General features: G+C 41.3%; 22 protein-coding genes and 1 pseudogene. 19 read left to right on the top strand and 4 right to left on the bottom strand.

From position 1 onward, the window contains the following. The first annotated feature begins 104 nt into the window (after positions 1–104). Positions 105–968, top strand: coding sequence for an aquaglyceroporin Gla (gene gla / locus HMPREF2637_RS04255; RefSeq protein WP_037599123.1), 864 nt, complete (start codon positions 105–107; stop codon positions 966–968). An 89-nt stretch (positions 969–1,057) separates the two neighbouring features. On the opposite strand, the gene HMPREF2637_RS10825 is transcribed toward gla, so the two are convergent. Further along, positions 1,058–1,729 (bottom strand): CPBP family intramembrane glutamic endopeptidase, encoded by a 672-nt coding sequence (locus tag HMPREF2637_RS10825; RefSeq protein ID WP_081260144.1) that lies wholly within the window; start codon positions 1,727–1,729, stop codon positions 1,058–1,060. 173 nt (positions 1,730–1,902) lie between these two features. On the opposite strand from HMPREF2637_RS10825, the gene HMPREF2637_RS04245 reads away from it, so the two are divergent. The 3 genes from HMPREF2637_RS04245 to HMPREF2637_RS04235 all read left to right on the top strand — a co-directional run bounded on the left by HMPREF2637_RS04245 (position 1,903) and on the right by HMPREF2637_RS04235 (position 4,263). After that, complete coding sequence (locus tag HMPREF2637_RS04245) at positions 1,903–2,658, top strand: CppA family protein (RefSeq protein WP_022495893.1); 756 nt, start codon at positions 1,903–1,905, stop codon at positions 2,656–2,658. Next, a complete protein-coding gene (locus HMPREF2637_RS04240) occupies positions 2,658–3,605 on the top strand; it encodes a serine hydrolase domain-containing protein (RefSeq protein WP_037599124.1) in 948 nt (315 codons plus the stop codon). The genes HMPREF2637_RS04245 and HMPREF2637_RS04240 overlap by 1 nt, the downstream gene beginning before the upstream one ends. A gap of 112 nt (positions 3,606–3,717) precedes the next feature. Beyond that, positions 3,718–4,263 (top strand): hypothetical protein, encoded by a 546-nt coding sequence (locus tag HMPREF2637_RS04235; RefSeq protein ID WP_253183497.1) that lies wholly within the window; start codon positions 3,718–3,720, stop codon positions 4,261–4,263. A 16-nt stretch (positions 4,264–4,279) separates the two neighbouring features. Here HMPREF2637_RS04235 and HMPREF2637_RS04230 read toward each other — a convergent pair whose 3' ends face one another. The 3 genes from HMPREF2637_RS04230 to pflB all read right to left on the bottom strand — a co-directional run bounded on the left by HMPREF2637_RS04230 (position 4,280) and on the right by pflB (position 8,177). Beyond that, entirely contained in the window at positions 4,280–4,732 is a 453-nt protein-coding gene (locus HMPREF2637_RS04230) for a GNAT family N-acetyltransferase (protein WP_037599126.1), read from the bottom strand. An 85-nt stretch (positions 4,733–4,817) separates the two neighbouring features. Then, entirely contained in the window at positions 4,818–5,600 is a 783-nt protein-coding gene (locus tag HMPREF2637_RS04225; RefSeq protein ID WP_037599127.1) for a carbonic anhydrase, read from the bottom strand. A gap of 264 nt (positions 5,601–5,864) precedes the next feature. After that, positions 5,865–8,177 carry a formate C-acetyltransferase gene (gene pflB, locus HMPREF2637_RS04220; RefSeq protein WP_064523908.1) on the bottom strand — a complete coding sequence of 771 codons (2,313 nt, stop codon included), beginning with the start codon at positions 8,175–8,177 and terminating at the stop codon, positions 5,865–5,867. A 265-nt stretch (positions 8,178–8,442) separates the two neighbouring features. Here pflB and dinB point away from each other — a divergent pair, with 265 nt between their 5' ends. The 15 genes and pseudogenes from dinB to HMPREF2637_RS04145 all read left to right on the top strand — a co-directional run. Then, on the top strand, positions 8,443–9,549 hold the full coding sequence (gene dinB, locus HMPREF2637_RS04215; protein WP_064523905.1) for a DNA polymerase IV: 1,107 nt from the start codon (positions 8,443–8,445) through the stop codon (positions 9,547–9,549). A gap of 116 nt (positions 9,550–9,665) precedes the next feature. After that, a complete protein-coding gene (locus HMPREF2637_RS04210) occupies positions 9,666–10,556 on the top strand; it encodes a peptidase (RefSeq protein WP_070839186.1) in 891 nt (296 codons plus the stop codon). Between the two features lie 216 nt (positions 10,557–10,772). Then, complete coding sequence (locus tag HMPREF2637_RS04205; protein ID WP_070839183.1) at positions 10,773–11,603, top strand: transporter substrate-binding domain-containing protein; 831 nt, start codon at positions 10,773–10,775, stop codon at positions 11,601–11,603. Positions 11,604–11,990: 387 nt separating this feature from the next. Further along, positions 11,991–12,737, top strand: a complete 747-nt coding sequence (locus HMPREF2637_RS04200; RefSeq protein ID WP_141760020.1) for an amino acid ABC transporter permease — start codon at positions 11,991–11,993, stop codon at positions 12,735–12,737. Further along, positions 12,737–13,480 (top strand): amino acid ABC transporter ATP-binding protein, encoded by a 744-nt coding sequence (locus HMPREF2637_RS04195; RefSeq protein WP_002884313.1) that lies wholly within the window; start codon positions 12,737–12,739, stop codon positions 13,478–13,480. The genes HMPREF2637_RS04200 and HMPREF2637_RS04195 overlap by 1 nt, the downstream gene beginning before the upstream one ends. Positions 13,481–13,691: 211 nt before the next feature. Then, positions 13,692–13,916 carry a DUF4059 family protein gene (locus HMPREF2637_RS04190; RefSeq protein WP_002884393.1) on the top strand — a complete coding sequence of 75 codons (225 nt, stop codon included), beginning with the start codon at positions 13,692–13,694 and terminating at the stop codon, positions 13,914–13,916. Between the two features lie 32 nt (positions 13,917–13,948). Further along, on the top strand, positions 13,949–14,902 hold the full coding sequence (trxB, locus tag HMPREF2637_RS04185) for a thioredoxin-disulfide reductase (protein WP_255296714.1): 954 nt from the start codon (positions 13,949–13,951) through the stop codon (positions 14,900–14,902). Between the two features lie 90 nt (positions 14,903–14,992). Further along, entirely contained in the window at positions 14,993–15,592 is a 600-nt protein-coding gene (gene rsmD / locus HMPREF2637_RS04180) for a 16S rRNA (guanine(966)-N(2))-methyltransferase RsmD (protein ID WP_080983286.1), read from the top strand. 31 nt (positions 15,593–15,623) lie between these two features. Next, entirely contained in the window at positions 15,624–16,121 is a 498-nt protein-coding gene (gene coaD / locus HMPREF2637_RS04175; protein ID WP_049553865.1) for a pantetheine-phosphate adenylyltransferase, read from the top strand. Then, positions 16,099–17,175, top strand: a complete 1,077-nt coding sequence (locus HMPREF2637_RS04170) for a SepM family pheromone-processing serine protease (RefSeq protein ID WP_070839178.1) — start codon at positions 16,099–16,101, stop codon at positions 17,173–17,175. Before coaD ends, HMPREF2637_RS04170 begins: the two co-directional genes overlap by 23 nt. Before the next feature lie 85 nt (positions 17,176–17,260). After that, positions 17,261–18,205 (top strand): tRNA modification radical SAM protein MnmL/YtqA, encoded by a 945-nt coding sequence (locus HMPREF2637_RS04165; protein ID WP_070839175.1) that lies wholly within the window; start codon positions 17,261–17,263, stop codon positions 18,203–18,205. Continuing rightward, positions 18,202–18,750 (top strand): tRNA 5-(aminomethyl)-2-thiouridylate-methyltransferase MnmM, encoded by a 549-nt coding sequence (locus HMPREF2637_RS04160; protein ID WP_013991103.1) that lies wholly within the window; start codon positions 18,202–18,204, stop codon positions 18,748–18,750. The genes HMPREF2637_RS04165 and HMPREF2637_RS04160 overlap by 4 nt, the downstream gene beginning before the upstream one ends. Then, a complete protein-coding gene (locus HMPREF2637_RS04155) occupies positions 18,747–18,989 on the top strand; it encodes a hypothetical protein (protein WP_002891697.1) in 243 nt (80 codons plus the stop codon). The genes HMPREF2637_RS04160 and HMPREF2637_RS04155 overlap by 4 nt, the downstream gene beginning before the upstream one ends. Before the next feature lie 8 nt (positions 18,990–18,997). After that, positions 18,998–21,064, top strand: coding sequence for a cation:proton antiporter (locus HMPREF2637_RS04150; protein ID WP_070839171.1), 2,067 nt, complete (start codon positions 18,998–19,000; stop codon positions 21,062–21,064). A gap of 153 nt (positions 21,065–21,217) precedes the next feature. Then, positions 21,218–22,634: pseudogene (locus HMPREF2637_RS04145) on the top strand (hypothetical protein); the annotation flags it as partial.

The raw sequence follows: 22,634 nt of genomic DNA, 5'->3' as shown, positions 1-22,634 counted from the left end.
AATAATACGTAAACATTTCAGAAATATCTTTACATCAGACATTATACTTGATAAAATGATAGATGTCTAAATTATTGTAAAATCGAAAGGAAATAAAGAGACAAATGAATGATTTTCTAAAAGAAGCGTTCACCAGTGAATGGGTTTTGAAATACCTCACTGAGTTTATCGCGACTGCTTTTCTTGTAGCCCTTGGTAATGGTGCCGTTGCCAACGTTGAGCTTAAGGGAACAAAAGGTAACAAATCTGGTTGGATTGTAATCGCCTTTGGTTATGGTTTTGGTGTTATGATGCCAGCCCTTATGTTTGGTGATGTTTCTGGTAACCACATCAACCCTGCCTTCACACTTGGACTTGCTGCATCTGGCTTGTTCTCATGGGTAGGTGTTCCTGGATACCTTATTGCACAACTTCTTGGTGCCTTTGTAGGTCAAGCTATCGTGGTTTGGGTTCACCAACCTTACTATGTACAAACTGAGAATCCAAACAATATTCTTGGTACCTTCTCAACGATTTCAGCAGTTGACACTCATGATGACACACCAGAAAATCGTAACCGTGCTCTCCTTAACGGTTTTGTTAACGAGTTCGCTGGTTCATTCCTTCTCTTCTTTGGTGCCCTTGCTTTGACGAATAACTACTTTGGTCACAAGCTTGCTCAACAAGCTCTTGCTGTTGGTTACACTAAAGAAATGGTTGACGGACAATTCCACGGAGCTCTTGAAACAGCTCACATCGGTGTTGGTTTCTTGGTTTGTGCCTTGGTTCTTTCATTTGGTGGACCTACAGGACCAGCCCTTAACCCAGCCCGTGACTTGATGCCACGTCTTCTTCACCACATCTTGCCAACATCAGTTCTTGGTGAGCACAAAGGTGATTCTAAATGGTGGTATGCATGGGTTCCAGTTGTGGCGCCAATCCTTGCAGGACTTTTGGGAGTATACTTGTTCAAAGCCCTCTATCTTTAATCAATAATAAAAAATCTGAAGCCAATGCTTCAGATTTTTTTATGCTTAAAATTTTGAACGTAACAAAAAAACTGAGAAAGCATTCTCAGTTACATAGGAGTAGTCATAACCAGAATTGTAGCACCTAAGGTGTAAAGGTTCCACAAAACATGAAGTGTGATACTTGTAGATAAGTTCTCTCTTTTTTGGTAGACCATAGAGAGGGCCAAACCCATTCCGATATAAAGGAGGAGATGGGCAAGATTGGTAGGCATGTGGAAGAGACAAAAGAGACCGGTACTCACTAAAACAGCAACTGTCGAATAAGGAGACAACCAAGTGAAAATCCACTTACGAAAGAGCAGTTCTTGTAAGAAGGCTGTAGTCATCATACCAATCGCTACTGGTAGGATAGGCGTTGTCGTAAGGGTTCTTTGAAGTTCTGCATGGTAGTTGGTGTGAGTCAGTAGCATAAGATTGCTTCCAATAACTCCCATCAGAAAAATAAGCACAAAGCCCCAGATAATAGCTTTAGTATCCTTTCGGTCGAGTCTAAAGTGAGTAAGCAAACCTTCATTTTTAGCCCAAAGATAGGTAATATAAAAAATAATGAGATTGACAGCGATAATTCCCCAGCTTTCAAGGCTAGTGAAGGTCAACCCAGTCTGATTGTTATAGGACGTTGTCATACCTAAAGCCAGGTTTGGGATAGCTATCATCAGCAGTAAAAAGAGTCCCTGATAGGTATGTCTAAACGCCAAATGATTGACGAGAGTTTTCATAGTCTCTATTATACTCTAAAATGAGGAAATAGCTAGTCCTACGGTAAATATAATATAATGATTTTCATAATTTATGTGAAAGAATGTGAAAAAATTACAATCCTGTTTTTTCTTAGGAAAATCCTTGTCACACAGGCTCTTTTCGGATAAAATAGAAAAGAATGGAGGTTGTCATGACGCAATCAGGGAATTTTAAGTTTCACACACCAATCTTTCGTGTGAATAACAGACAAGAAAATATTGATTTTTACCAAAATACATTAGGATTTAAGCTTTTGACTGAGGAAAATGCCCTTGCGGTCTTCACAGATTGGACAGACCGTAACTCACTTTTTGTGATTGAGGAGTCACCAGCTTACCGTTGCCGTGCGGTTGAAGGCCCTAAGAAAATTAATAAAGTGGTTATCAAGGTTTCAGATCCACTTGAGATTGAGTACCTTTTGGCGCGTGATGATCACCAAGCCAAGGCTATTTTCCAAGGGGAAAAAGGGTATGCTTTTGAAACAATCTCACCTGAGAATGGTCTTATTTTGATGCATGCCGAAGATGACTTGTCTACTCTCAAGACAGTCGAGTACGCAGATGTTGAAGAAAAAGAAGATTTCAAAGGAGTGTCAGACTTTACGGTCGAGTCTTTGACCTTGAACGTTGTTGATACAGCTCAAGCAGCTTTCTTTTACGACAATCTTTTTGGTGAAGAATTGCCTTTGTCTATCCACTTTGAGAAAGCAGAAGGTCCTGACCTCCAAGTGAGTCCAGACCAGACTTGGGATTTGGAAATTCTAGAATTTAAGGTAGCTGAAGACTACGACTTGGTTGCCTTGCATGAGAAACTTGAAAAGGAACAGTTCTCAAGTTATCTAGATACTAAAGAAAGCCTACTCGCACTGACTGATATGAGTAATATTGAGGTTTGGCTAACAAAATAATGACTAATTTTAAACAAACATTGTCAACAATTACAGACTACATCAAGGCTGACATCTTCCCGGGTGCCAGCCTTGCACTTTATGACGGACAAGATTGGCAGGAGCATTATCTAGGAACTCAGGATGGAAATATTCCGGTAGTTCCAGGACTGACCTATGATCTAGCTAGTGTTTCCAAGGTGGTAGGAGTAGGGACCCTCTGTCTTTTCTACTTGCAGGCGGGAAAATTGGACTTGGACGAGAAACTATCGACCTATTATCCTGCAGTAGTGGATAAGACGCTAACTCTTCGTCAGCTTCTTTCTCACAGTAGCGGCATTGATCCTTTTATTCCAAACCGTGATGAGTTAGACCAAGCTGGCTTGATTTCTGCTATTAATGCCATCAAAGTTAAGGATGATAAACCTTTCTTGTATACCGATATTAATTTTATTCTCCTAGGCTTGATGCTTGAGAAAGTCTCTGGACAAACACTGGATAAGCTCTTTGACAGCGAAATTTTTCAACTTTTTGGTATGACTGAAACACGGTTTGGGCCAGTTGAGGTTGCTGTTCCAACTGTTGAGGGAATTCCGGGAGGAACTGTTCACGATCCCAAGGCTCGAGTGCTCAAAGAGCATACAGGTTCAGCAGGCCTCTTTTCAACCCTAAAGGACTTAGAAATCTTTGTTGACCATTATTTGACGGATGATTTTGCTAAAAATCTGACGCAGAATATCAGCCAATCCAATAAGGAGCGCAGTGTCGCTTGGGACCTTCAAGGCGATTGGATTCTTCATACTGGTTATACAGGTACCTTTGTGCTTATCAATATCCCAGCTCAACGTGCAGCTATTTTCCTCAGTAATCGTACTTACTACAAGGATGAGAGAGCTCAATGGATTAAAGACAGAGATGTTTTAATTGAGATAATGAAGAAGGAGCTGATTCGTGAAACGGTCGAGTAGACATTCTAAGGAAAGCAAACTTGTCCCTTGGTTTTTGAGTCTCCTCTTTTGTGTGCTTAACGGGAGTAGTCTCTTTGTCTGTGGTATGTTTTTTGGGGTGATGGTCGACTTGTTGGCATTTGATAAAGATTCCTTCTATTTAGGTGTTCTTGTATTTTCTTGTATAGTAGTCCCTATAATCGCTTCTTCTTATATCTTGATAAGAGAGATACTATACAAATTGATTCATTGCCTTAGTTATCGTGCCCAACCTGATTTGAAAGTCATTCGTATGAGGAGAGGATTTGATATTCACTTTCCTGTATTTGAAAAGTACAGTCAGGACTATAAGTTACTCTACAAGAAGCGTTCCAAGAAGCTTCAAATAGGGTATTTGCTTATATGTTTAGGATACTTTAGTGGACTTAGCCTTATAATGATTACCTTTACAGTTCTATTGAGAGGACTGTTTGAGCTCCTAGAACTAGAATCAAAACTGTCATCTTCTGAATATAAACAATTTCTTGGTTTTTTGGTCTGCATGGGAGTGTTTGTCCTTCTTTTTAAAGGGCAGAAATACTGGAAAAAGATCGTAGAGACATTAAAGAAAAGAGAATATGTATCAGTTCTTGCTGTCGAGCATGGCTATCCTATATCTGCGACAAAAGAAGAAGCTTAAGCAGTTGACCTACTGCTTAAGCTTTTTTACTTAGTAATGATTTTTCAACAGTAATGTGTTGGATACCAGCCTCTTCAAAGATTTTACCGACTTCCTGATAGCCATTATTGAGGTAGAACTTAAGTGCCCTGAGTTGAGCATGGAGAGAAATAGTCTGGAAGCCTTGCTCTTGTGCAAAATCTTCAGCTTCTTTCAAGAGAATGCTTCCCAGACCTTGGCCTTGGTAGGCCTCGAGCACCGCCATACGTTGGAGGGTAAGCTGAGTCAAATCTTTATTAGGCAGTAGGCGTACGGTTGCTGCAGCCTTGTCTTTATCATCGTATAAAACAAAGTGAATACAGTAGGCTTCATTTGCGTCAATCTCGATAGAGTGAGGAACTCCTTGCCCTTTAACGAAAACGGTGTTCCGAATAGCCACAGCATCTAGATAAGTCTCTGAAAGTGTATCTCTTGTATGTTTGATAATCATAGAACCAGTGTAACAAAGATTCTAGTATATCGTCAACGAAAAAAAGCTTGATGAGAGGAGTAGTCATCAAGCTCTTTATCTTGTTTTATTCATTTATCTTTCGACCGTTTGTATCTTGGATAGGACGGTTATTTTCAAATCCAAGGGTTTGAGTGAATTTCTCCACTTGTTCCTTGCTGACAGTTTCTTGATTCTTGAAGACAATCCAGTTAACACCTTCAGTACATGGAGGTGTTGTTAGGGAACCTTCAAAGTTGTAGTAGTCCTTGTCTTCAGGATAGAAATCATCAAGTGAGATGGCCTGAGAAAGCTCAGTTTCAGTATTGGCCGCCTGAGGCATTTTGTCCCAGATTTGTTTTAAAGATTGATTTTCATCGCCATAATTATAGAGAACGGAGACAACTGTGATTTTCCCATTATCTGTTTTATAGACGAAGTGCCCCTCTAGAGGATAAGTCTGACCATCAATTTCATTCTCAGCTGGTGCGTGAAAATGGAACTGTTGCAACTTGTAAACTTCGTTACCAATTGTTAGGGTATTCTTTGGATTTTTGAAGCTGACTTCAATAGTATGCCCATTATTTTCAACTTGAGCTTCTGATTCTTGATTATTAAGGTTTAGTTCAGGAACATCAACGTCCTCAGCTCCGGTGATATTGATCGGAGATTGTTCTTTACCATTTTTGCTGAGTTCATAATCTTTCGAAAGGTCACCCCAATGGTCTGGACCAGTAGAGCCAGTATAACCCCATTGAACGTCCTTGGACTTTGAGTTTTCGGTTTTTGTCTCGGATTGGCAGGCTACGAGTAGGACTGTACTTGCTACGAGAGCTACTAATCCAATTAGCTTAAAACTTTTCTTATTCATCTTTCTTCCTTATACTCTTTTATTTTATTGTCATACTAGTTGACCTGTTATTTGTAAACTAGCAGTTAGACAGTGATAGAGTGTCATTTCTCTAAGGTGCTTCTGAGAAGGAAGTGTTTGGAGAAACCAAACGGAAACGCTTTTATTTTATAGCTAATCTGAGAAAAAGTCAAATATAAATTATAGTAGATTTAGAAAAATATAATGAAAATATGTGTTTTACAAAAAGAAAAGAACTCGCAATTGCGAGCTCTTTATTCGTTTTTATCCCAAAGCATCGTCCATTGAAAGAACTTCGTGGAAGACACGTTGTGTCAATTCAGTTTTTTGTTCTGGAGTGAGGTATTTAGTGTTTACACAGTATCCAGAGATACGTACGATAACATCTTCACCGCTCATGATCTTTTCGTAAACGTCTGACAAGTCCATTACGTTCAAGTTAACGTGTTGTCCACCATTTTCGAAGTATCCGTCGAGGATAGTTACGAGGTTATCAACTTGTTCGTCGTGAGTCTTACCAAGGGCACGAGGTGATACTTGAGTAGTAAGTGAGATACCGTCAGCTGCATAACCGAAGTCAAGACTTGCAAGTGAGTTCAAGTTTTGCAACCATCCACCTTTAGCTTTGTTAGATGGGTTAGCACCTGGTGAGAAGAATTCCAATTTAGACAAGTTCACTGAACCATCTTCGTTGAGATATACCCCTTTGTGGACTGGAGAGTTACCAGTTTGTTTAGAGTAAGCAACGTTAGAAGTGATTGTAAGAAGTGAAACTGTAGCTTCTGCATCTTTATAGAGTTTGTGGCTGCGAAGACGAGTAGTGTAAGCTTCGATCAACCATTCTGCCAATTCGTTTGAACGTGGGTCATCTTCACCCCAACGTGGGTATTCACCGATTGTTTCGTAGTCGTAGATGTAGCCATCTTCGTCACGGATTGGTTTAACTGTAGCGTATTTGATAGCTGCCAATGTATCAACAGTATTTGCGAAACCACAGATACCGAATCCCATGTTAGCACGTTGTTTAGTTGGCAAGAAGGCCATTTGAACAGCTTCATAGTTGTACTTATCAGTCATGTAGTGGATGATGTTAAGGGCATCTACGTAAGTGTCAGTCAACCAGTCAAGAGATTTTTCGAAGTTAGCTTTAACAGTGTCAAAGTCAAGAACTTCATCACGGATTGGATCGATGTCAAATACTTTGTAGTCTTTATGAACATCGTCGTAACCACCGTTCAAACCAGTAAGAAGGGCTTTAAGTACGTTAACACGAGCACCGAAGTATTGGATGTTGTGGCGTTGTTCTTCGTTTTCTGGGTCAAGTGGTGATACACAACATGAGATACAGCTCATTTCACCGTATCCGTCTTTAGCCATAGTAGTCACACCTTCGTATTGGATAGAAGAGTGCTTGTGGCTCATGTGCATACAGTAGCGACGGAATGAGTAAGGCAATTTGTCAGTCCAAAGAACTGTCAAGTTTGGTTCTGGAGAATTACCGATGTTGTCCAAAGTGTTCAAGAAACGGTAGTCCATCTTAGTAACACGGTGACGTCCGTCAGCACCCATACCAGCCATAGAAGTTGTGATGAATGTTGGGTCACCTGAGTACAATTGGTCGTAAGCTTTTGTACGAGCAAACTTAACTGTACGAAGTTTCATAACGAAATCGTCAACGAATTCTTGGATTTCTGATTCAGTATAAGTACCACGAGCAAGGTCACGTTCTGCGTATACGTCAAGAACGATTGGCACACGACCAAGTGAAGTTGCCGCACCATTGATAACACGACATACAGCCATGAAAGCAATGTTTGTCCATTGGATAGCTTCTTTAGTATCGAAGGCTGGACGACGAACGTCTACTCCGTAAAGGTCACCAAGAGCAACGACTTGTTGAAGTGCTTGATATTGAAGGTTAACTTCTTCACGAAGACGGATAGTTTCTTCGTCGATTTCTTTGATAGCATTCCAGTCGTTAACTTTTTCTTGCATCAAGTAGTCAGCACCATAAAGGGCAAGACGAGCGTAAACACCGATGATACGTCCACGTGAGTAAGCATCTGGAAGACCAGTAACTGTGTGAGCGTGACGTGCACGACGGATGTTTGAAGTGTAAGCACGGAAGATACCGTCATTAACTGTAGTTACGTATTTAGTGAAAATTTCGTGTACAGCTGGATCTGGTTCATAACCGTGTTCTTTCAAAGCAGTTTCCGCCATACGGATACCACCTTTAGGCATGAAGTTCAATTTGAAGAGCTCATCATTTTGGATACCATAGATAAGTTCATCTTCTTTTGAAATGTAACCTGCAGGGATGTCAGCGATTGAAGTTGGACGAGTATCCATTGGGAAGCGTCCTTCAGCTTCATAACCTGCTTTAGTTTCGTCTACGATTTTTTTGATTTTAAGTGAGCGTTCAGTTGGTCCTGCAAGGAAGCTTTCATCACCATCATATGGTGTGTAGTTTGCTTGTACGAAGCGAGACACACTTGCTTTTTCTTTCCAATCAGTTCCCTTAAAGCCTTCCCACGCTTTTTCGAAAACATCAGTGTTAGTTTTTACGGTTGCCATAGTTTGTACTCCTATAATTCTAGTAACAAATAATCTGTTACATTCTCTAAGAGTATTCTATCACACAGTAACCGCTTACACAACTTTAAAACTGCATTTTTAGAGACATTCTTTTATAATACAGTTTCGAAAACGACAAATCTGTATTATAAATTTCTGTTTTTTGATAGATTTTGGTATCATAAGGGGAGAATGCTTTGTAGGCCCAAAGTTTTATGTGAAAAGCTTTACAATGAGATAAATTTGAGAAAGGAGGCAGGGAGCCATGTTAGAGTTTCCTCTAATAAATGATACCAGTCGGAAAATCATCCATATTGACATGGACGCCTTTTTTGCTCAGGTCGAGATGAGGGATGACCCCAGTCTTAAGGACAAGCCGGTTATTATCGGTCATGATCCCAGAAAAACAGGGGGACGTGGTGTGGTATCAACCTGTAATTACGAGGCTAGAAAATACGGTATCCATTCAGCCATGTCTTCTAAGGAAGCCTATGAACGTTGTCCTAATGCTGTCTTTATCTCAGGAAATTATAGCCATTACCGAGAGGTAGGGATGCAAATTCGTGAGATTTTTAAACGCTATACTGACTTGGTTGAGCCTATGTCTATTGACGAAGCCTATCTTGATGTGACGATAAATAAGCTTGGTGTCAAATCGGCGGTTAAGGTAGCCAAGCTTATCCAGTATGATATCTGGCAGGAACTTCACCTGACTTGTTCAGCAGGCGTTTCCTATAATAAATTTATCGCCAAACTAGCCTCTGATTTTCAAAAGCCTGCTGGTTTGACGGTGGTGCTTCCAGAGGAGGCTCAGGAATTTTTGGAAAAGCTCCCTATTGAAAAGTTTCATGGGGTAGGTAAAAAGTCAGTTGAACGTCTTCATGACATGGACATCTACACCGGTGCCGATCTTCTGAAGGTTCCTGAGATGACTCTGATTGATCGTTTTGGACGTTTTGGATTTGATCTCTTTCGAAAGGCTAGGGGGATTTCCAATAGTCCTGTTAGGCCCAATCGTGTCCGTAAATCTATCGGAAGTGAGCGAACCTATGGTAAGCTCCTGTATAATGACGATGACATCAAGGCTGAGTTGACTAAGAATGCTAGGCGAGTAGCTGAAAGTGCTCAGAAAACTAAAAAAGTCGGTCGTATTATTGTCATCAAGGTCCGTTATTCGGATTTCTCAACCTTAACCAAGCGTATGACCTTGGACAAATCGACCCAGGATTTCGATACCATCGAAAGGATTGCTCATACCATTTTTGATCAACTGGAGGAAAATAGCAGTGGTGTTCGCCTTTTAGGTGTTACCCTGACAGGTTTAGAGGACCAAGAGGGCAGGCAGTTAGATTTGGATGATTTGGAGTCATGATTTAAAAACAATATAATAGGTAGAGTTTTACTTCATTCTCTGAAAAGTGACCTTGAAGAATCATCAGACCTATGCTATCTTAAATAGTAACCAATAGAAATGAGGGAATAATCTTAATGAAAAAAGTTTTTACTTATCTGGGCTTGATTTTAGCAACCTGCTTGGTTCTTGTAGCCTGTGCTTCCAATAAACCAGCGGAAAAGAAAAAGGCCACACCAACACCGACAGAGCGTGCCAAGGCTGATGCGACGATTTTGATTGACACCATGCTTGGAAAATCAAGTAACGGTTTTTCAAAACTCTACGGAGAAAATTACGAAACATGGACTGAAACGAATGTCTTTGAAAAACAGGTTGCAGACACTATTGAAGAGAAGGGGTATACACCGGAAGAAAAGTATACGTTTAAATACATTGAAGGCTATGATGCCAAGACTCCAACTCAAGTACTTTCTAAGTTCCTTAAGGTCCGTCGTAATATGATTGGTAAGATTCAGGACTATAAGCTGAAGGATGTCAAAGTTAAGGGAAATGATGCGACAGTTACCTTTACTTCGCGTTCTGTTAGTGCCTATGGAGCTGCAGCTGCTGTTCGTACTCTCCTTATGAGTCTCTATGACAACGACATTGACAAGTTGAAACAATGGAATCAAGCTGATAACAACGATGTGGAAAAGGGTAAGGCCAAAGATCTCACAACGAAATTCCTTTATGGTGAAAACTTTAACGGTGATTTGACGCAATTTAAGGACATTGATAAAGAAATGTCCTACACACCTTTGACAGGTGCTGATAATCTGGAAAAGACCTTCAAGCTTACTAAAGATGATGGTGGAAACTGGACTATTTCTGTAGAAGATTATAAAGAGCTTGTCGAAGCCTTGGTCGACCATGATGAATCAGGAAGTAGAGCCGTTTACGCCGAACGTATCCATAAGAATTTGTCAGACTATCAACCTGAAGATAGTAGCGACTCAAGCAGTAAGTCATCAGGTAAGGATAAGTAGTGTTTTATTGGATTTGATGTTAAACATGTACGGAAAGCTGTTTTGGACGAAAAGAGTTGTCACATCAGTGGCAACTCTTTTCTATCTTGTTATTCTTCCTCTCACCCCCTATAACCTTTATCTATCACCACTTAGGTTTTTATTATTAGACGAGTTGGGATGAAGATGGTAAACTGTTATCACTAACTATTAATGAAAGTATCGAGGAATATAGATATGAAAAAATGGCTTGCAGGTTTAGGGATTCTTGGCTTGTCAGTTCTGACTTTGGTTGCTTGTGGAAACAAGAGTGACGGTAAGGCATCTGGTGAGAAGCAGACGATTACTGTTGCGACAGACTCTGATACGGCGCCTTTCACTTTCAAAAAAGGTGACGACTTCAAGGGGTATGATATTGATTTGGTCAAGGCTATTTTCAAGGATTCAGACAAGTATGAGGTCAAGTTTGTAACGACACCTTTTGATTCTATCTTGACAGGGGTGGATTCTGGACGTTATCAGATTGCGGCTAATGACTTCAACTACAATGAAGAACGTGCGCAGAAATATGGTTTCTCAGATCCGATTTCACGTTCTAACTATGCCATCACCAGTGCTGAGGGGACCAAGTATACCAGCCTAGACGATTTGTCTGGTAAGACGACAGAGGTGCTTCCTGGCTCTAACTACGCTCAGTTGCTTGAAAATTGGAACCATGCCAATGCGGACAAGACACCAATTACAATCAACTACGCTTCTAGCTCAACTGGTCTTTCAACACGTGTTCAACACATTCAAGAAGGAAAAATTGACTTTATCCTTTACGATGCCATTTCGTCTGAGTACATTGTCAAAGATCAAGGCTATAAGTTGGCAGTAAACAAGATTAAAGACGATATCGGTATGAAGACTGATGGTCTTGAATATCTTCTTTTCTCAAATGATAAGCAAGGTAAGGAACTCAAGACTTTTGTCAATAAACGTATCAAAGAACTTAAGAAGGATGGAACCCTTGTCAAACTCAGCAAGGAATACTTCGGTGGCGATTACGTCAGTGATTTGAAATAAGACTGTTAAAAGTTGAGACTGCTGTCTCAGCTTTTTGACGTTAATAAAGCTGAATTATCAGTGATATGATTTCCTTATCACTTTGATAAGAAAAGACTATTTCACAGACTTTCTGAGTCGTGCTAAAATGAATATTATAAAATTTATGATAAGATATTTGAACGGTTAGCTCTAGGCTAACCGACTTTTTTAGAAAGAAAGGGCGACATTGTGAAAAAGAGTATAGAAGCATTTAATCGGTTACCTTGGTACCTCCAAGTTGTCGTTGGCTTAATTGGTTTGAGAGTAGTTGTTGCTCTGGCTAATCTCTTATCATGGTTAGTGGAGATCCTTTGGGGCTATGTTTTGCAACTGGTTACGGTTGTCTTCAAATGGATTGCATCTTGGATGCCAGCTGGTAAGCTCTTCTCATGGAAGGCTGTCTTTGATGCAGTTCCTCAGATTGTAGAACGCTTGCCTTTAACCTTGGGATTGACTATTGCAGGGGCCTTCTTCGGTCTGATTTTGGCCCTTGTCTTTGCGGTTGTTAAAATCAATCGAGTACGTATCCTTTATCCGATTCAAGCCGTTTTTGTGAGTTTCTTGCGCGGGACACCAATTCTTGTCCAACTCATGTTGACTTACTATGGTATTCCACTCTTCCTTCGTTACTTGAATGGTGAGTTTGGTTTGGACTGGAACATTAATGAGATTCCACCAGCTATCTTTGCCATTACAGCCTTTGCCTTTAACGAAGCGGCTTACATGAGTGAAACCATTCGTGCAGCGATTCAAGCTGTGGATGCTGGAGAAATCGAAGCTGCCCGTTCTCTTGGGATGACATCAGCACAAGTTTACCGTCGTGTCATCATTCCAAATGCGGCAGTTATTGCGACACCAAGTTTGATTAACAGTTTGATTGGTTTGACTAAGGGAACATCACTTGCCTTTAGTGCTGGTATCGTCGAAATGTATGCACAGGCTCAAATCTTAGGTGGTGCTGACTATCGTTACTTTGAACGTTATATCTCAGTGGCTCTTGTATACTGGGCAATCTCAATCTTGATTGAGTACATTGGTCGTTCAGTTGAAAATCACATGGCCATTAAGGCGCCTGAAGTGACTGACATTTCTGGAATTGGAGGTGACCGCTAATGATTAGTATCAAAAATTTGACCAAAGAATTTTCAGGACAAAAGGTTCTCGATGGCATTGATATTGACATTGAAAAGGGTGAAGTTGTAGCTCTTGTTGGTGCCTCTGGTGCAGGGAAGTCGACTATCCTTCGTAGCTTGAACTATTTGGAACAGCCTGATTCTGGTACCATTACCATTGATGATTTCAAGGTAGATTTCGAAACAATTACCAAAGAGCAAATCCTTACTCTTCGTCGTAAGTTGTCCATGGTGTTCCAACAGTTCAACCTCTTTGAACGTCGTACAGCCTTGGATAATGTTAAGGAAGGTCTTAAGATTGTTAAGAAACTTTCTGACGACGAAGCTACCAAGATTGCTAAAGAAGAGCTCGCTAAGGTTGGGCTTTCTAATCGTGAAAATCACTACCCACGTCACTTGTCAGGTGGTCAAAAGCAACGTGTGGCCTTGGCTCGTGCCCTTGCAATGAAGCCTGATGTACTCTTGCTTGACGAACCGACATCTGCCCTTGACCCTGAGTTGGTTGGTGAGGTTGAAAAATCAATCGCTGATGCGGCTAAGTCAGGTCAGACCATGATTTTGGTTAGTCACGACATGAACTTTGTTTATCAAGTAGCTGACAAGGTGCTCTTTCTTGAAAAAGGGCATATCCTTGAACAAGGAACACCTGAACAAGTCTTTAACCATCCAAAAGAAGAACGAACAAAAGAATTTTTCGCTTCTTATTCAAAACAATATCTTTAAGATGGGATTTTTGTTACAATAGAAAAGGTAGTGGGATAAGCCTACAGTTTAGTCCATAGTCAAAATCCCACAAGGATGATTAGGAACTTTTGAATGTTTCAAAGGCGACTATAGTCCAATCAGAGGCTGCATCGTGCAGTTATTACTAGTCGAATTTAGAGGTTGGAGAATGTTATCTCAGCCTTTTCTATTTTTCACTTTAGGATGATTTATGTTATTAAATATTTTTAAATTTTATCTCTTAGGCCTTGTGATTGCTTTCTTTGTGTGCTTGGTGATTGGTGCCATTTGGCTTGGATGGCGTGCGTTACGTCGTGCTGACAAGACAGTTAAGGAGCGACAAGGTGCCCTCTATGATGCTATTATGATGTCGATGGTTTCGATTCCAGTTTTGGCATTTGCTTTTATGGCGATTCTTATCGTGCTGAATGCATAATTCTAGCTTTGTTGGCACATTAGGTGTAAGATATCTCTACAAGAAAATCATATAAGGAGTTACTCATGTACGATACAATTGTTATTGGAGCTGGTCCTGCGGGGATGACTGCAGCACTTTATGCAGCTCGTGCCAACCTTAAAGTGGCAACTTTGGAGCAAGGTGCTCCTGGTGGACAGATGAATAACACGTCTGATATTGAAAATTACCCTGGTTTTGAAAGTATTTCTGGTCCAGAATTGTCAATGAAGATGTTTGAACCCTTGGAAAAATTGGGCGTTGAAAATCTTTATGGTATTGTGTCTGGTATCGAAGACAAGGGTGACTATAAAGTTGTCAAAACTGGTGATGAGGAGTACCAAACCAAGACAGTTATCATTGCGACCGGTGCTAAACACCGTCATATTGGTGTTGCTGGTGAAGAAGAGTACAACAGCCGTGGTGTATCTTACTGTGCGGTGTGTGATGGTGCCTTCTTCCGTAATCAAGACCTCTTGGTTGTTGGTGGTGGAGACTCTGCCGTTGAAGAAGGAATTTATTTGACACGCTTTGCCAATAGCGTGACTATTGTTCACCGTCGTGATGAATTGCGTGCCCAAAAGGTTCTTCAAGACCGTGCCTTCGCCAATGAAAAGGTCAAGTTTATCTGGGATTCAGTTGTTGAAGAAATCAAGGGTGATGACATCAAGGTTCGCAGTGTTGATATCAAGAATGTCAAAACTGGTGAGGTGACTAACCACGAATTTGGCGGTGTCTTTGTTTATGTGGGACTTGATCCAGTTTCAGATTACTTGACAGGTCTCGACATCACTGACCAAGATGGTTGGGTAATTACAGATGATAAGATGGCGACACGTATTCCTGGTATCTTTGCCATTGGGGATGTCCGCCAGAAAGACCTTCGCCAAATTACAACAGCCGTAGGGGATGGTGCCACAGCTGGTATCGAAGCCTACAACTACGTGACTGCACTTGGTGATAAGTAACATGAATGGAAACTCGGGAGGTTCTCGAGTTTTTTGTGTTTGTTTGATGCTCTTTAGCCATTCTAGCCTCCTTTGGAGCAACATCTATGTGTGGTTTTTTGGTATAATAGAAAAGTCTTACTAAAAATCAGTAAAAACGAGGTGACTGACTTGCGTGTTGTAGCAGGTGAATTTGGCGGACGTCCGCTTAAAACGTTAGAAGGCAAAACGACTCGTCCAACAACGGACAAGGTCAAGGGTGCCATTTTCAATATGATTGGTCCTTTCTTTGATGGAGGGCGTGTTTTGGATCTCTTTTCTGGGAGCGGTAGCCTGGCTATTGAGGCTATCAGTCGTGGTATGTCGTCTGCTGTCCTCGTGGAAAAGGATCGTCGGGCACAAGCTATTATCCAGGAAAATATCAAGATGACCAAGAGTGAGAAGCAGTTTCAACTTTTGAAGATGGATGCAGCGCGTGCATTGACACAATTGACGGGTCAATTTGACTTGGTGCTTTTAGATCCGCCTTATGCCAAAGAGCAGATTGTGGCTAATATTACTCAGTTAGAGGAGCAAGGGCTCTTGGCTGAAGAAGTTATGTTGGTTTGCGAGACGGATAAGACTGTGGACTTGCCTGAAGAAATTTCAAACTTTGGGATTTGGAAGCAGAAAACCTATGGTATCAGTAAGGTGACCGTTTACGTGCGTTAGCCTTTGTAGGGAAGTTGTAGAAAGGAATGCTATGACAAAGATTGCTATGTTTACGGGGTCTTTCGATCCAATTACCAATGGGCATATGGATATTATTGCCAGAGCCAGCAAGCTCTTTGATGAGCTCTATATTGGACTATTTTATAATAAAAATAAGCAGGGCTTCTGGGACATTGAGACTCGCAAGTGTATCTTGGAAGAGGTTGTAGCAGATCTTCCCAATGTCAAGGTTATAACGGCCCACGATAGTCTGGCTGTAGATGTCGCCAGGGATCTTGGGGTGACTTATCTGGTTAGAGGCCTTCGTAATGCGACAGATTTTGACTATGAGGCTAATATGGATTATTTCAATAAGGGGCTGGCGCCTGAGCTTGAAACGGTTTATTTGATTGCTAGTCATGAGGTGACACCAGTGTCATCGAGTCGTGTGCGTGAGTTGATTTATTTTGAGGGGGACATTAGTTCTTATGTTCCTCAAGCAGTTGTTAAGGAAGTGGAGGCCAAGCGTGGCAAACAAGAACGAATCTAAATCACTATTAGGGAAAATTTGGCGTATTAAGTGGTGGTTGCTAAGTATTTTTACAGTACTGTTCCTCCTGTTTGCTCTCTTTTTCCCGCTAAATAATTATTATGTTGAGCTTCCAGGTGGGGCTTTTGATACCAAGGAAGTCTTGACTGTAGATAAGAAAGCTGATGATTCAAAAGGATCCTACAATTTTGTGGCGGTGGCTCAAACCAAGGCGACTTTGGCCCTCATGCTCTATGCTCAGCTTAATGATTTTGCAAAGCTTCAAACAGCTGAAGAGGCGACTGGAAATTACTCTGATGAAGATTTTATGCGTATCAATCAATTCTACATGGAGACTTCCCAAAACCAGGCGATTTATCAGGGCTTGACTCTGGCTGGTAAGGAGGCTAGCTTGGAGTATATGGGTGTTTATGTGCTTCAGGTGGCTGATGATTCTAGTTTCAAGGGTGTCCTTAATATTGCGGATACGGTGACAGCTGTCAATGGCAAGACCTTTGATAATTCTACTGACTTGATTAAATACGTCCAAGGACTTAAGTTGGGTTCAAAAGTCAAGGTCACTTATACGACAGAGGACAAAGAAAAGACTGCCACTGGTAAGATAATTAAGATTGCTAATGGTAAAAATGGTATCGGTATTGGTTTGACGGATCATACTGAGGTCAAGAGTCCTGAAAACGTGAAGTTTAAACTTGATGGTGTTGGTGGACCAAGTGCGGGGCTTATGTTTACTTTGGCTATTTACGATCAGGTGTCTGGTCAAGACCTCAAGGCTGGTCGTAAGATTGCTGGAACAGGAACCATTGAAAAGGATGGGGCTGTCGGTGATATCGGTGGCGCCTACCTCAAGGTGAAATCAGCGGCTGATAGTGGCGCAGATATTTTCTTCGTGCCAAATAATCCAGTAACTAAGGAAATGAAAAAGGCTGATCCGGATGCCAAGACTAACTATCAAGAGGCCAAGGAAGCTGCCAAGAAACTGGGGACCAAGATGAAAATCGTTCCTGTTAAAACAGCTCAAGAAGCCATTGATTATTTGAAAAAGACTAAGTAAGAAGAGAGAGTAGGACAGGCAGAAATCCATGATTTTTGTCCTAGTCTTACTCTCTTTTTAAGGTCAAAGTGTTATAATAGTCTTTATGAAAAAACGTTATAGAACAGTCAATGATTACTATCGTGAAATTTTTGGCGAAAAGATTTTCAAACTTCCTATAGATGCGGGCTTTGATTGTCCCAACCGTGATGGCACAGTGGCTCACGGTGGCTGTACCTTTTGTACGGTATCGGGGTCTGGGGACGCCATTGTAGCTCCTGAGGCGCCGATTCGTGAGCAGTTTTACCATGAGATTGACTTTATGCACCGCAAGTGGCCAGAAGTTCAGAAATATCTGGTTTATTTTCAAAATTTTACCAATACCCACGCTCCGCTTGAGGTTATCAAGGAACGCTACGAACAGGCTATCAATGAGCCTGGTGTTGTTGGCATCAATATCGGTACTCGCCCAGACTGTTTGGCAGATGATGTGATTGATTATCTGGCAGAACTCACAGAACGTATGCATGTGACTGTTGAACTTGGTTTGCAGACGACTTATGAAGAAACGTCAGAACTCATTAACCGAGCACACAGCTATGAACTCTACGTGGAGACCGTTAAGCGCCTGCGTGAGCGTGCGCCAAAGGCTGAAATTGTATCGCACCTGATTAATGGATTGCCAGGGGAAACCCACGAGATGATGGTGGAAAATGTTCGCCGTTGTGTGACGGACAATGACATTCAGGGAATCAAACTCCACCTCCTCCACCTGATGACCAATACGCGTATGCAAAGAGATTACCACGAGGGGCGTCTTAAATTGCTGAGTCAGGACGAGTATGTGTCAATCATCTGTGACCAGTTGGAAATCATTCCTAAGGATATCGTCATTCATCGGATTACTGGTGATGCGCCGCGAGATATGTTGATTGGTCCTATGTGGAGTCTCAACAAGTGGGAAGTCCTTAATGCCATTGACAAAGAGATGGAACGTCGTGATTCGTGGCAAGGGTGCAAAGTAGCTAGCGAGAAGGAGGAAAAAGCATGATTAAACGACCCATTCATCTATCTCATGACTTTTTAGCAGAAGTGCTGGATGATGAGAGTGTAGCTATCGATGCGACCATGGGAAACGGCAATGATACAGCCTTTCTGGCTGGCCTTGCCAAGAAGGTCTATGCTTTTGACGTGCAGGAGCAGGCGCTTGAAAAAACCAGTCAACGCTTGTCAGATCTGGGAATTGAAAATGCGGAACTCATTTTAGATGGTCACGAAAATCTGGACCATTATGTCACGGAACCTATTCGAGCAGCTATTTTCAATCTGGGCTACCTGCCATCTGCAGACAAAAGTGTCATCACTAAGCCCCATACGACTCTTGAGGCCATTGAGAAAATCCTTGACCGCTTAGAGGTTGGTGGGCGCTTGGCTATTATGATTTACTACGGTCATGATGGTGGTGATATGGAGAAGGATGCTGTGCTAGAGTACGTTATCGGTTTGGACCAGCGTGTTTTCACAGCTATGCTTTACCAACCCCTTAATCAAATTAATACCCCACCATTTTTGGTGATGTTGGAGAAATTACAATGATTACAGATATTAAAGAAAAACTTGCAGATATGCAGGCCAAATATATTGATAAGCAGAGTGCCGAGGGTACTTTGAAAAAGGTTGATAATCGTAAAACGGCTAAGATCAAGAAAAAGTTAGCTAGTCTTGAGGTCGAACGTTGCCATAAACTTTTAGCCAAGGAAGATGTCACTGCCATTGATAAAAAAATTAGTAAGCAAAAAGAACTATTCTCAAACTGTTGTCATAAGGAAGGGTAGGTGAAGCTATGCATCTATCGTTAGCTTTGCTTGTTCTTCTTTTTAGCTTGATTTTATCGAACGTTATCAACCGTGTCTTTCCACGTCTTCCCCTACCCTTGATCCAAATTATTTTTGGAGTGGGTATCGGTTTTCTTTTTAAGGGACGTGCTTTCGAGCTTGAAACGGAACTTTTCCTAGCTTTCATTATTGCTCCCTTGCTGTTTCGTGAGGGTGAAGAAAGTGATATTACCAGTATTCTACGTAACTGGAAACTCATTCTATTTTTGATTTTTCCAGTTATCTTTGTGTCTACGCTGGGAATCGGTTATCTTGCTAAGGCTGTCTTGCCTGCCTCAGTGCCTTTGTCTGCCTGCCTAGCCATTGGGGCAGCCCTTGGACCAACGGATTTGGTGGCCTACTCAGCTATTTCTAAACGCTTCAGTTTTCCAAAGTGGATTAGCTATATTTTGCAGGGTGAAGGACTTCTAAACGATGCCTCTGGCTTGGTTGCCTTTCAGGTGGCGGTGACCGCTTTGACAACGGGTGCTTTCTCCCTCCTTGATGCGAGCTGGAATTTGGTTATTTCTGTGCTTGGTGGTTTTTTAGTTGGCTTGATTACAGCCTTATTTAATCGTCTCTTTTTAACCATTTTGGACAATATGGATGCTGCTGATGTCACAGGTGCTCTCTTACTAGAGTTGGTACTACCGATTTCCTCTTACTTTGTAGCCGAGGAAATTCATGCTTCTGGAATTATTGCTGTTGTCGTAGCAGGGATTTCGCTTGCCAGTCGTTTCAAAAAAATCACCGTTTTTGATGCTAAGTTGGATAGTGTTTCTCATACGATTTGGGGAACCATTACCTTCATGCTTAATGGCATGGTCTTTTTCCTCTTGGGAACAGAACTTCCAACCCTAGCAGCCCCAGTACTGCGTAGCACTACCTACGATAATCTCTGGATGCTTCTTGCTATCGTCCTTTTAACAGCGACCATGTTTGGCATTCGTTTTGTTATGATTAGTGCGGTATTTGCCCAAAGAGCTTGGAGGGCCAAACGATCACTGAAAAAAATCTGGAAGGGTGCTACTCTTTTAACCTTTTCTGGTGTTAAAGGAACGGTCTCTATTGCAACCATCCTTTTGCTTCCGGTTGCCAATATGACGGCTTTGGAACATAGTCTCTTGCTCTTTACGGTAGCGGGTGTCACTTTATTAAGTTTCTTAACAGGTATCTTAGTCCTACCTAAGCTAGCCACTGGACCAGCGCACACAACCAACCATTATATGCAGATTGCCATTCTTAATGATGTGGTCGGTGAGTTGGAAAAAGATCTAAAACAGTCAACTAATCAAGGAGCTGTCTATGCTACTATTGACAACTACAATCAACGCTTGGAAGATTTAATCTTGGAGCAGGAATCAAATGATGTCAAAGAAGAGTTGGCCAATATCCGAGTCATGATTATGGAAATTGAGAGTGAGGGTCTGGAATATGCCTACAAGAAGGGTAAGATTTCAGAACTCGAATATAGTCTCTACCAACGTTATATCAAGAGCTTAGAGCGTCGTATTAACCGTGGTTTTGTCTCTAGTCTTTCTTACGCTCTAGCTGTCTTTGTGCGTGGCCTTCGTAGATTGTTGCACTTGGTTCTTACTTTCAAGTTTCGTATTAATCAGGATGAAACTAGGAGGGGTCCTAGGTTGACGGAAGAAAACCGTGACCATATGGCTGAACTTTATTTAACAAATACGGAGCAGATTTTAGAAGCCTTGAGTAATCTGGAAGGTGTTTATCATTCAGATCTCTTGTCTTATTTGAAGCGCAATCGACTTCAAGAGGCTGAGATTATTCAGTCAGGTGCCTTTGTTGAGCGGGTTATCACCCACCTTCATCCAGACAATGTCGATGAAATGTTACGAGGCTACTATTTGGAACGTAAGGTTATTAACGAGTACGAGCAGGCTGAGCTTATCTCTAGCCGTTACGCCAAACAGCTCCGTAAGGAGGTCAATACTCTTGAGGATTACTCTCTCAAAGAAACTAGCAACACTTTAACCTATGATATGATTAATTTGGCTCGAGGTCGAGCTTAAGCAGGCGTTTAGAGTATACAGCTTGTAGCTAAATGAGCAAAAAAGTCAATTTTTTAGAAAAAATATTGACTTTTTGTTTTTTTAGGGGTATAATTTCAGCGAAAAATTCATTTTTCTAAAAATTTTATGAGAATGTTCCTATGGAGGTTTATTTTGTCTATTAATAAGTTGTCTAAATACGGTATCGTTTTGGTTGCAGCTATTACAGTTGCGACTGTAGCACAGTCCCAATTCGGTCAGTCGTCTTCAAAAGTGTATGCCGATGAAATTGCTAGTACGGCACCAAAAACGAGTGAAGTTCCAAGTATAGCACCTGCTACTAGCGAAAACGTTAGTTCAGTGCCAACAACGAGTGAAGAACCAGCAGTAGCCTTGACTTCAGAAAATAGCGAAGCACCAGAAACAAGTGCTTTATATTCAGAACTTGGAGGTCGTGCAGTAACTCCAACTGGTATAGTTTCATCGACAAGTACAACGTCAAGTGAGAATTCAAGTGACAAGAATGAGACTGAAGAAGATAAGTCATTTTATTTCCGTTATGTAGAGCATACAGACAGTGGTGACATAGAAACGGGGACTGGCGTCTTCAGCTCTAATGAAGATGGGCGTTTCGTTCTTCCTGAGGGAGATAATTATAGGTATTCTTACTATACAATCACGTCAGATGATGGAAAGAGTTTTAAAGCTGGAGATGTCATACCTTATGATAGTCCACTTTTAAAACATCCTAATTTTGATGACAATGCTATAACATATACCTACTATAAAAATAAACCTTCTGTAGAAGGGAACATTGTCGTTAACTCAATCAATAGACCTTCATGGCATCATGGAGATTCTATTTCTTATCATGTTCGTTATGGTGTTTTTGAGAGAAATAGTAAATACGGTGTTCCAGCAGTAATTGATATCGCACCTTATGACACTGTTGTTGTACCTTTGGATAAGGAGGTAACAGTAAGCGCTAAAACTATACCAGGCTATACTTTAGATAGCGCTAATAAATACGAAACTGGTTCTGATATACCTGATAATACGTTGAAGTTATCTTCCTCATATTTTGTTACTGATAATACTGGAACACCAATGGCCATGTTCCTTTATAAAAAGAACAATAGTGAGACACCATTTAAAGATAGTTTAACTCCATCTGCAAAACCATCATCTCAGTCTGAAGGTCCGTTAACCTATACTGTTATTTATCATTTTACTGGTGAGGATCCACGTTCTGTAGAATATACGATAGAGCCTGGTGAGACGGAACATTTAGGATTTGGCGGTAAAGGTGCCGCATCCTTTCCAGTCATTAGCGGTACACCATCCTTTTACGAAGTTAGCTATGACAGAGTAAAAGCTGGTAAAACGCTTTATGAATTTTGGCAATATGACTATCGTACTCATAACGCAGATGGTACTCCTAAAGTTACCGACACATCTTCTACACCCGCGACAAGCACAACGCCTGCTACTAGTGAAGCACCTGCGGTTAGCACAACGCCTGCTACTAGTGAAGCTCCAGCTGTAAGCACAACGCCGGCTACTAGTGAAACACCTGCGGTTAGCACAACGC

The sequence above is a fragment of the Streptococcus sp. HMSC065H07 genome (genome assembly GCF_001837325.1).
GTDB classification, from domain to species: domain Bacteria; phylum Bacillota; class Bacilli; order Lactobacillales; family Streptococcaceae; genus Streptococcus; species Streptococcus salivarius_H.
This window is presented reverse-complemented; position numbering and strand designations above follow the sequence as displayed.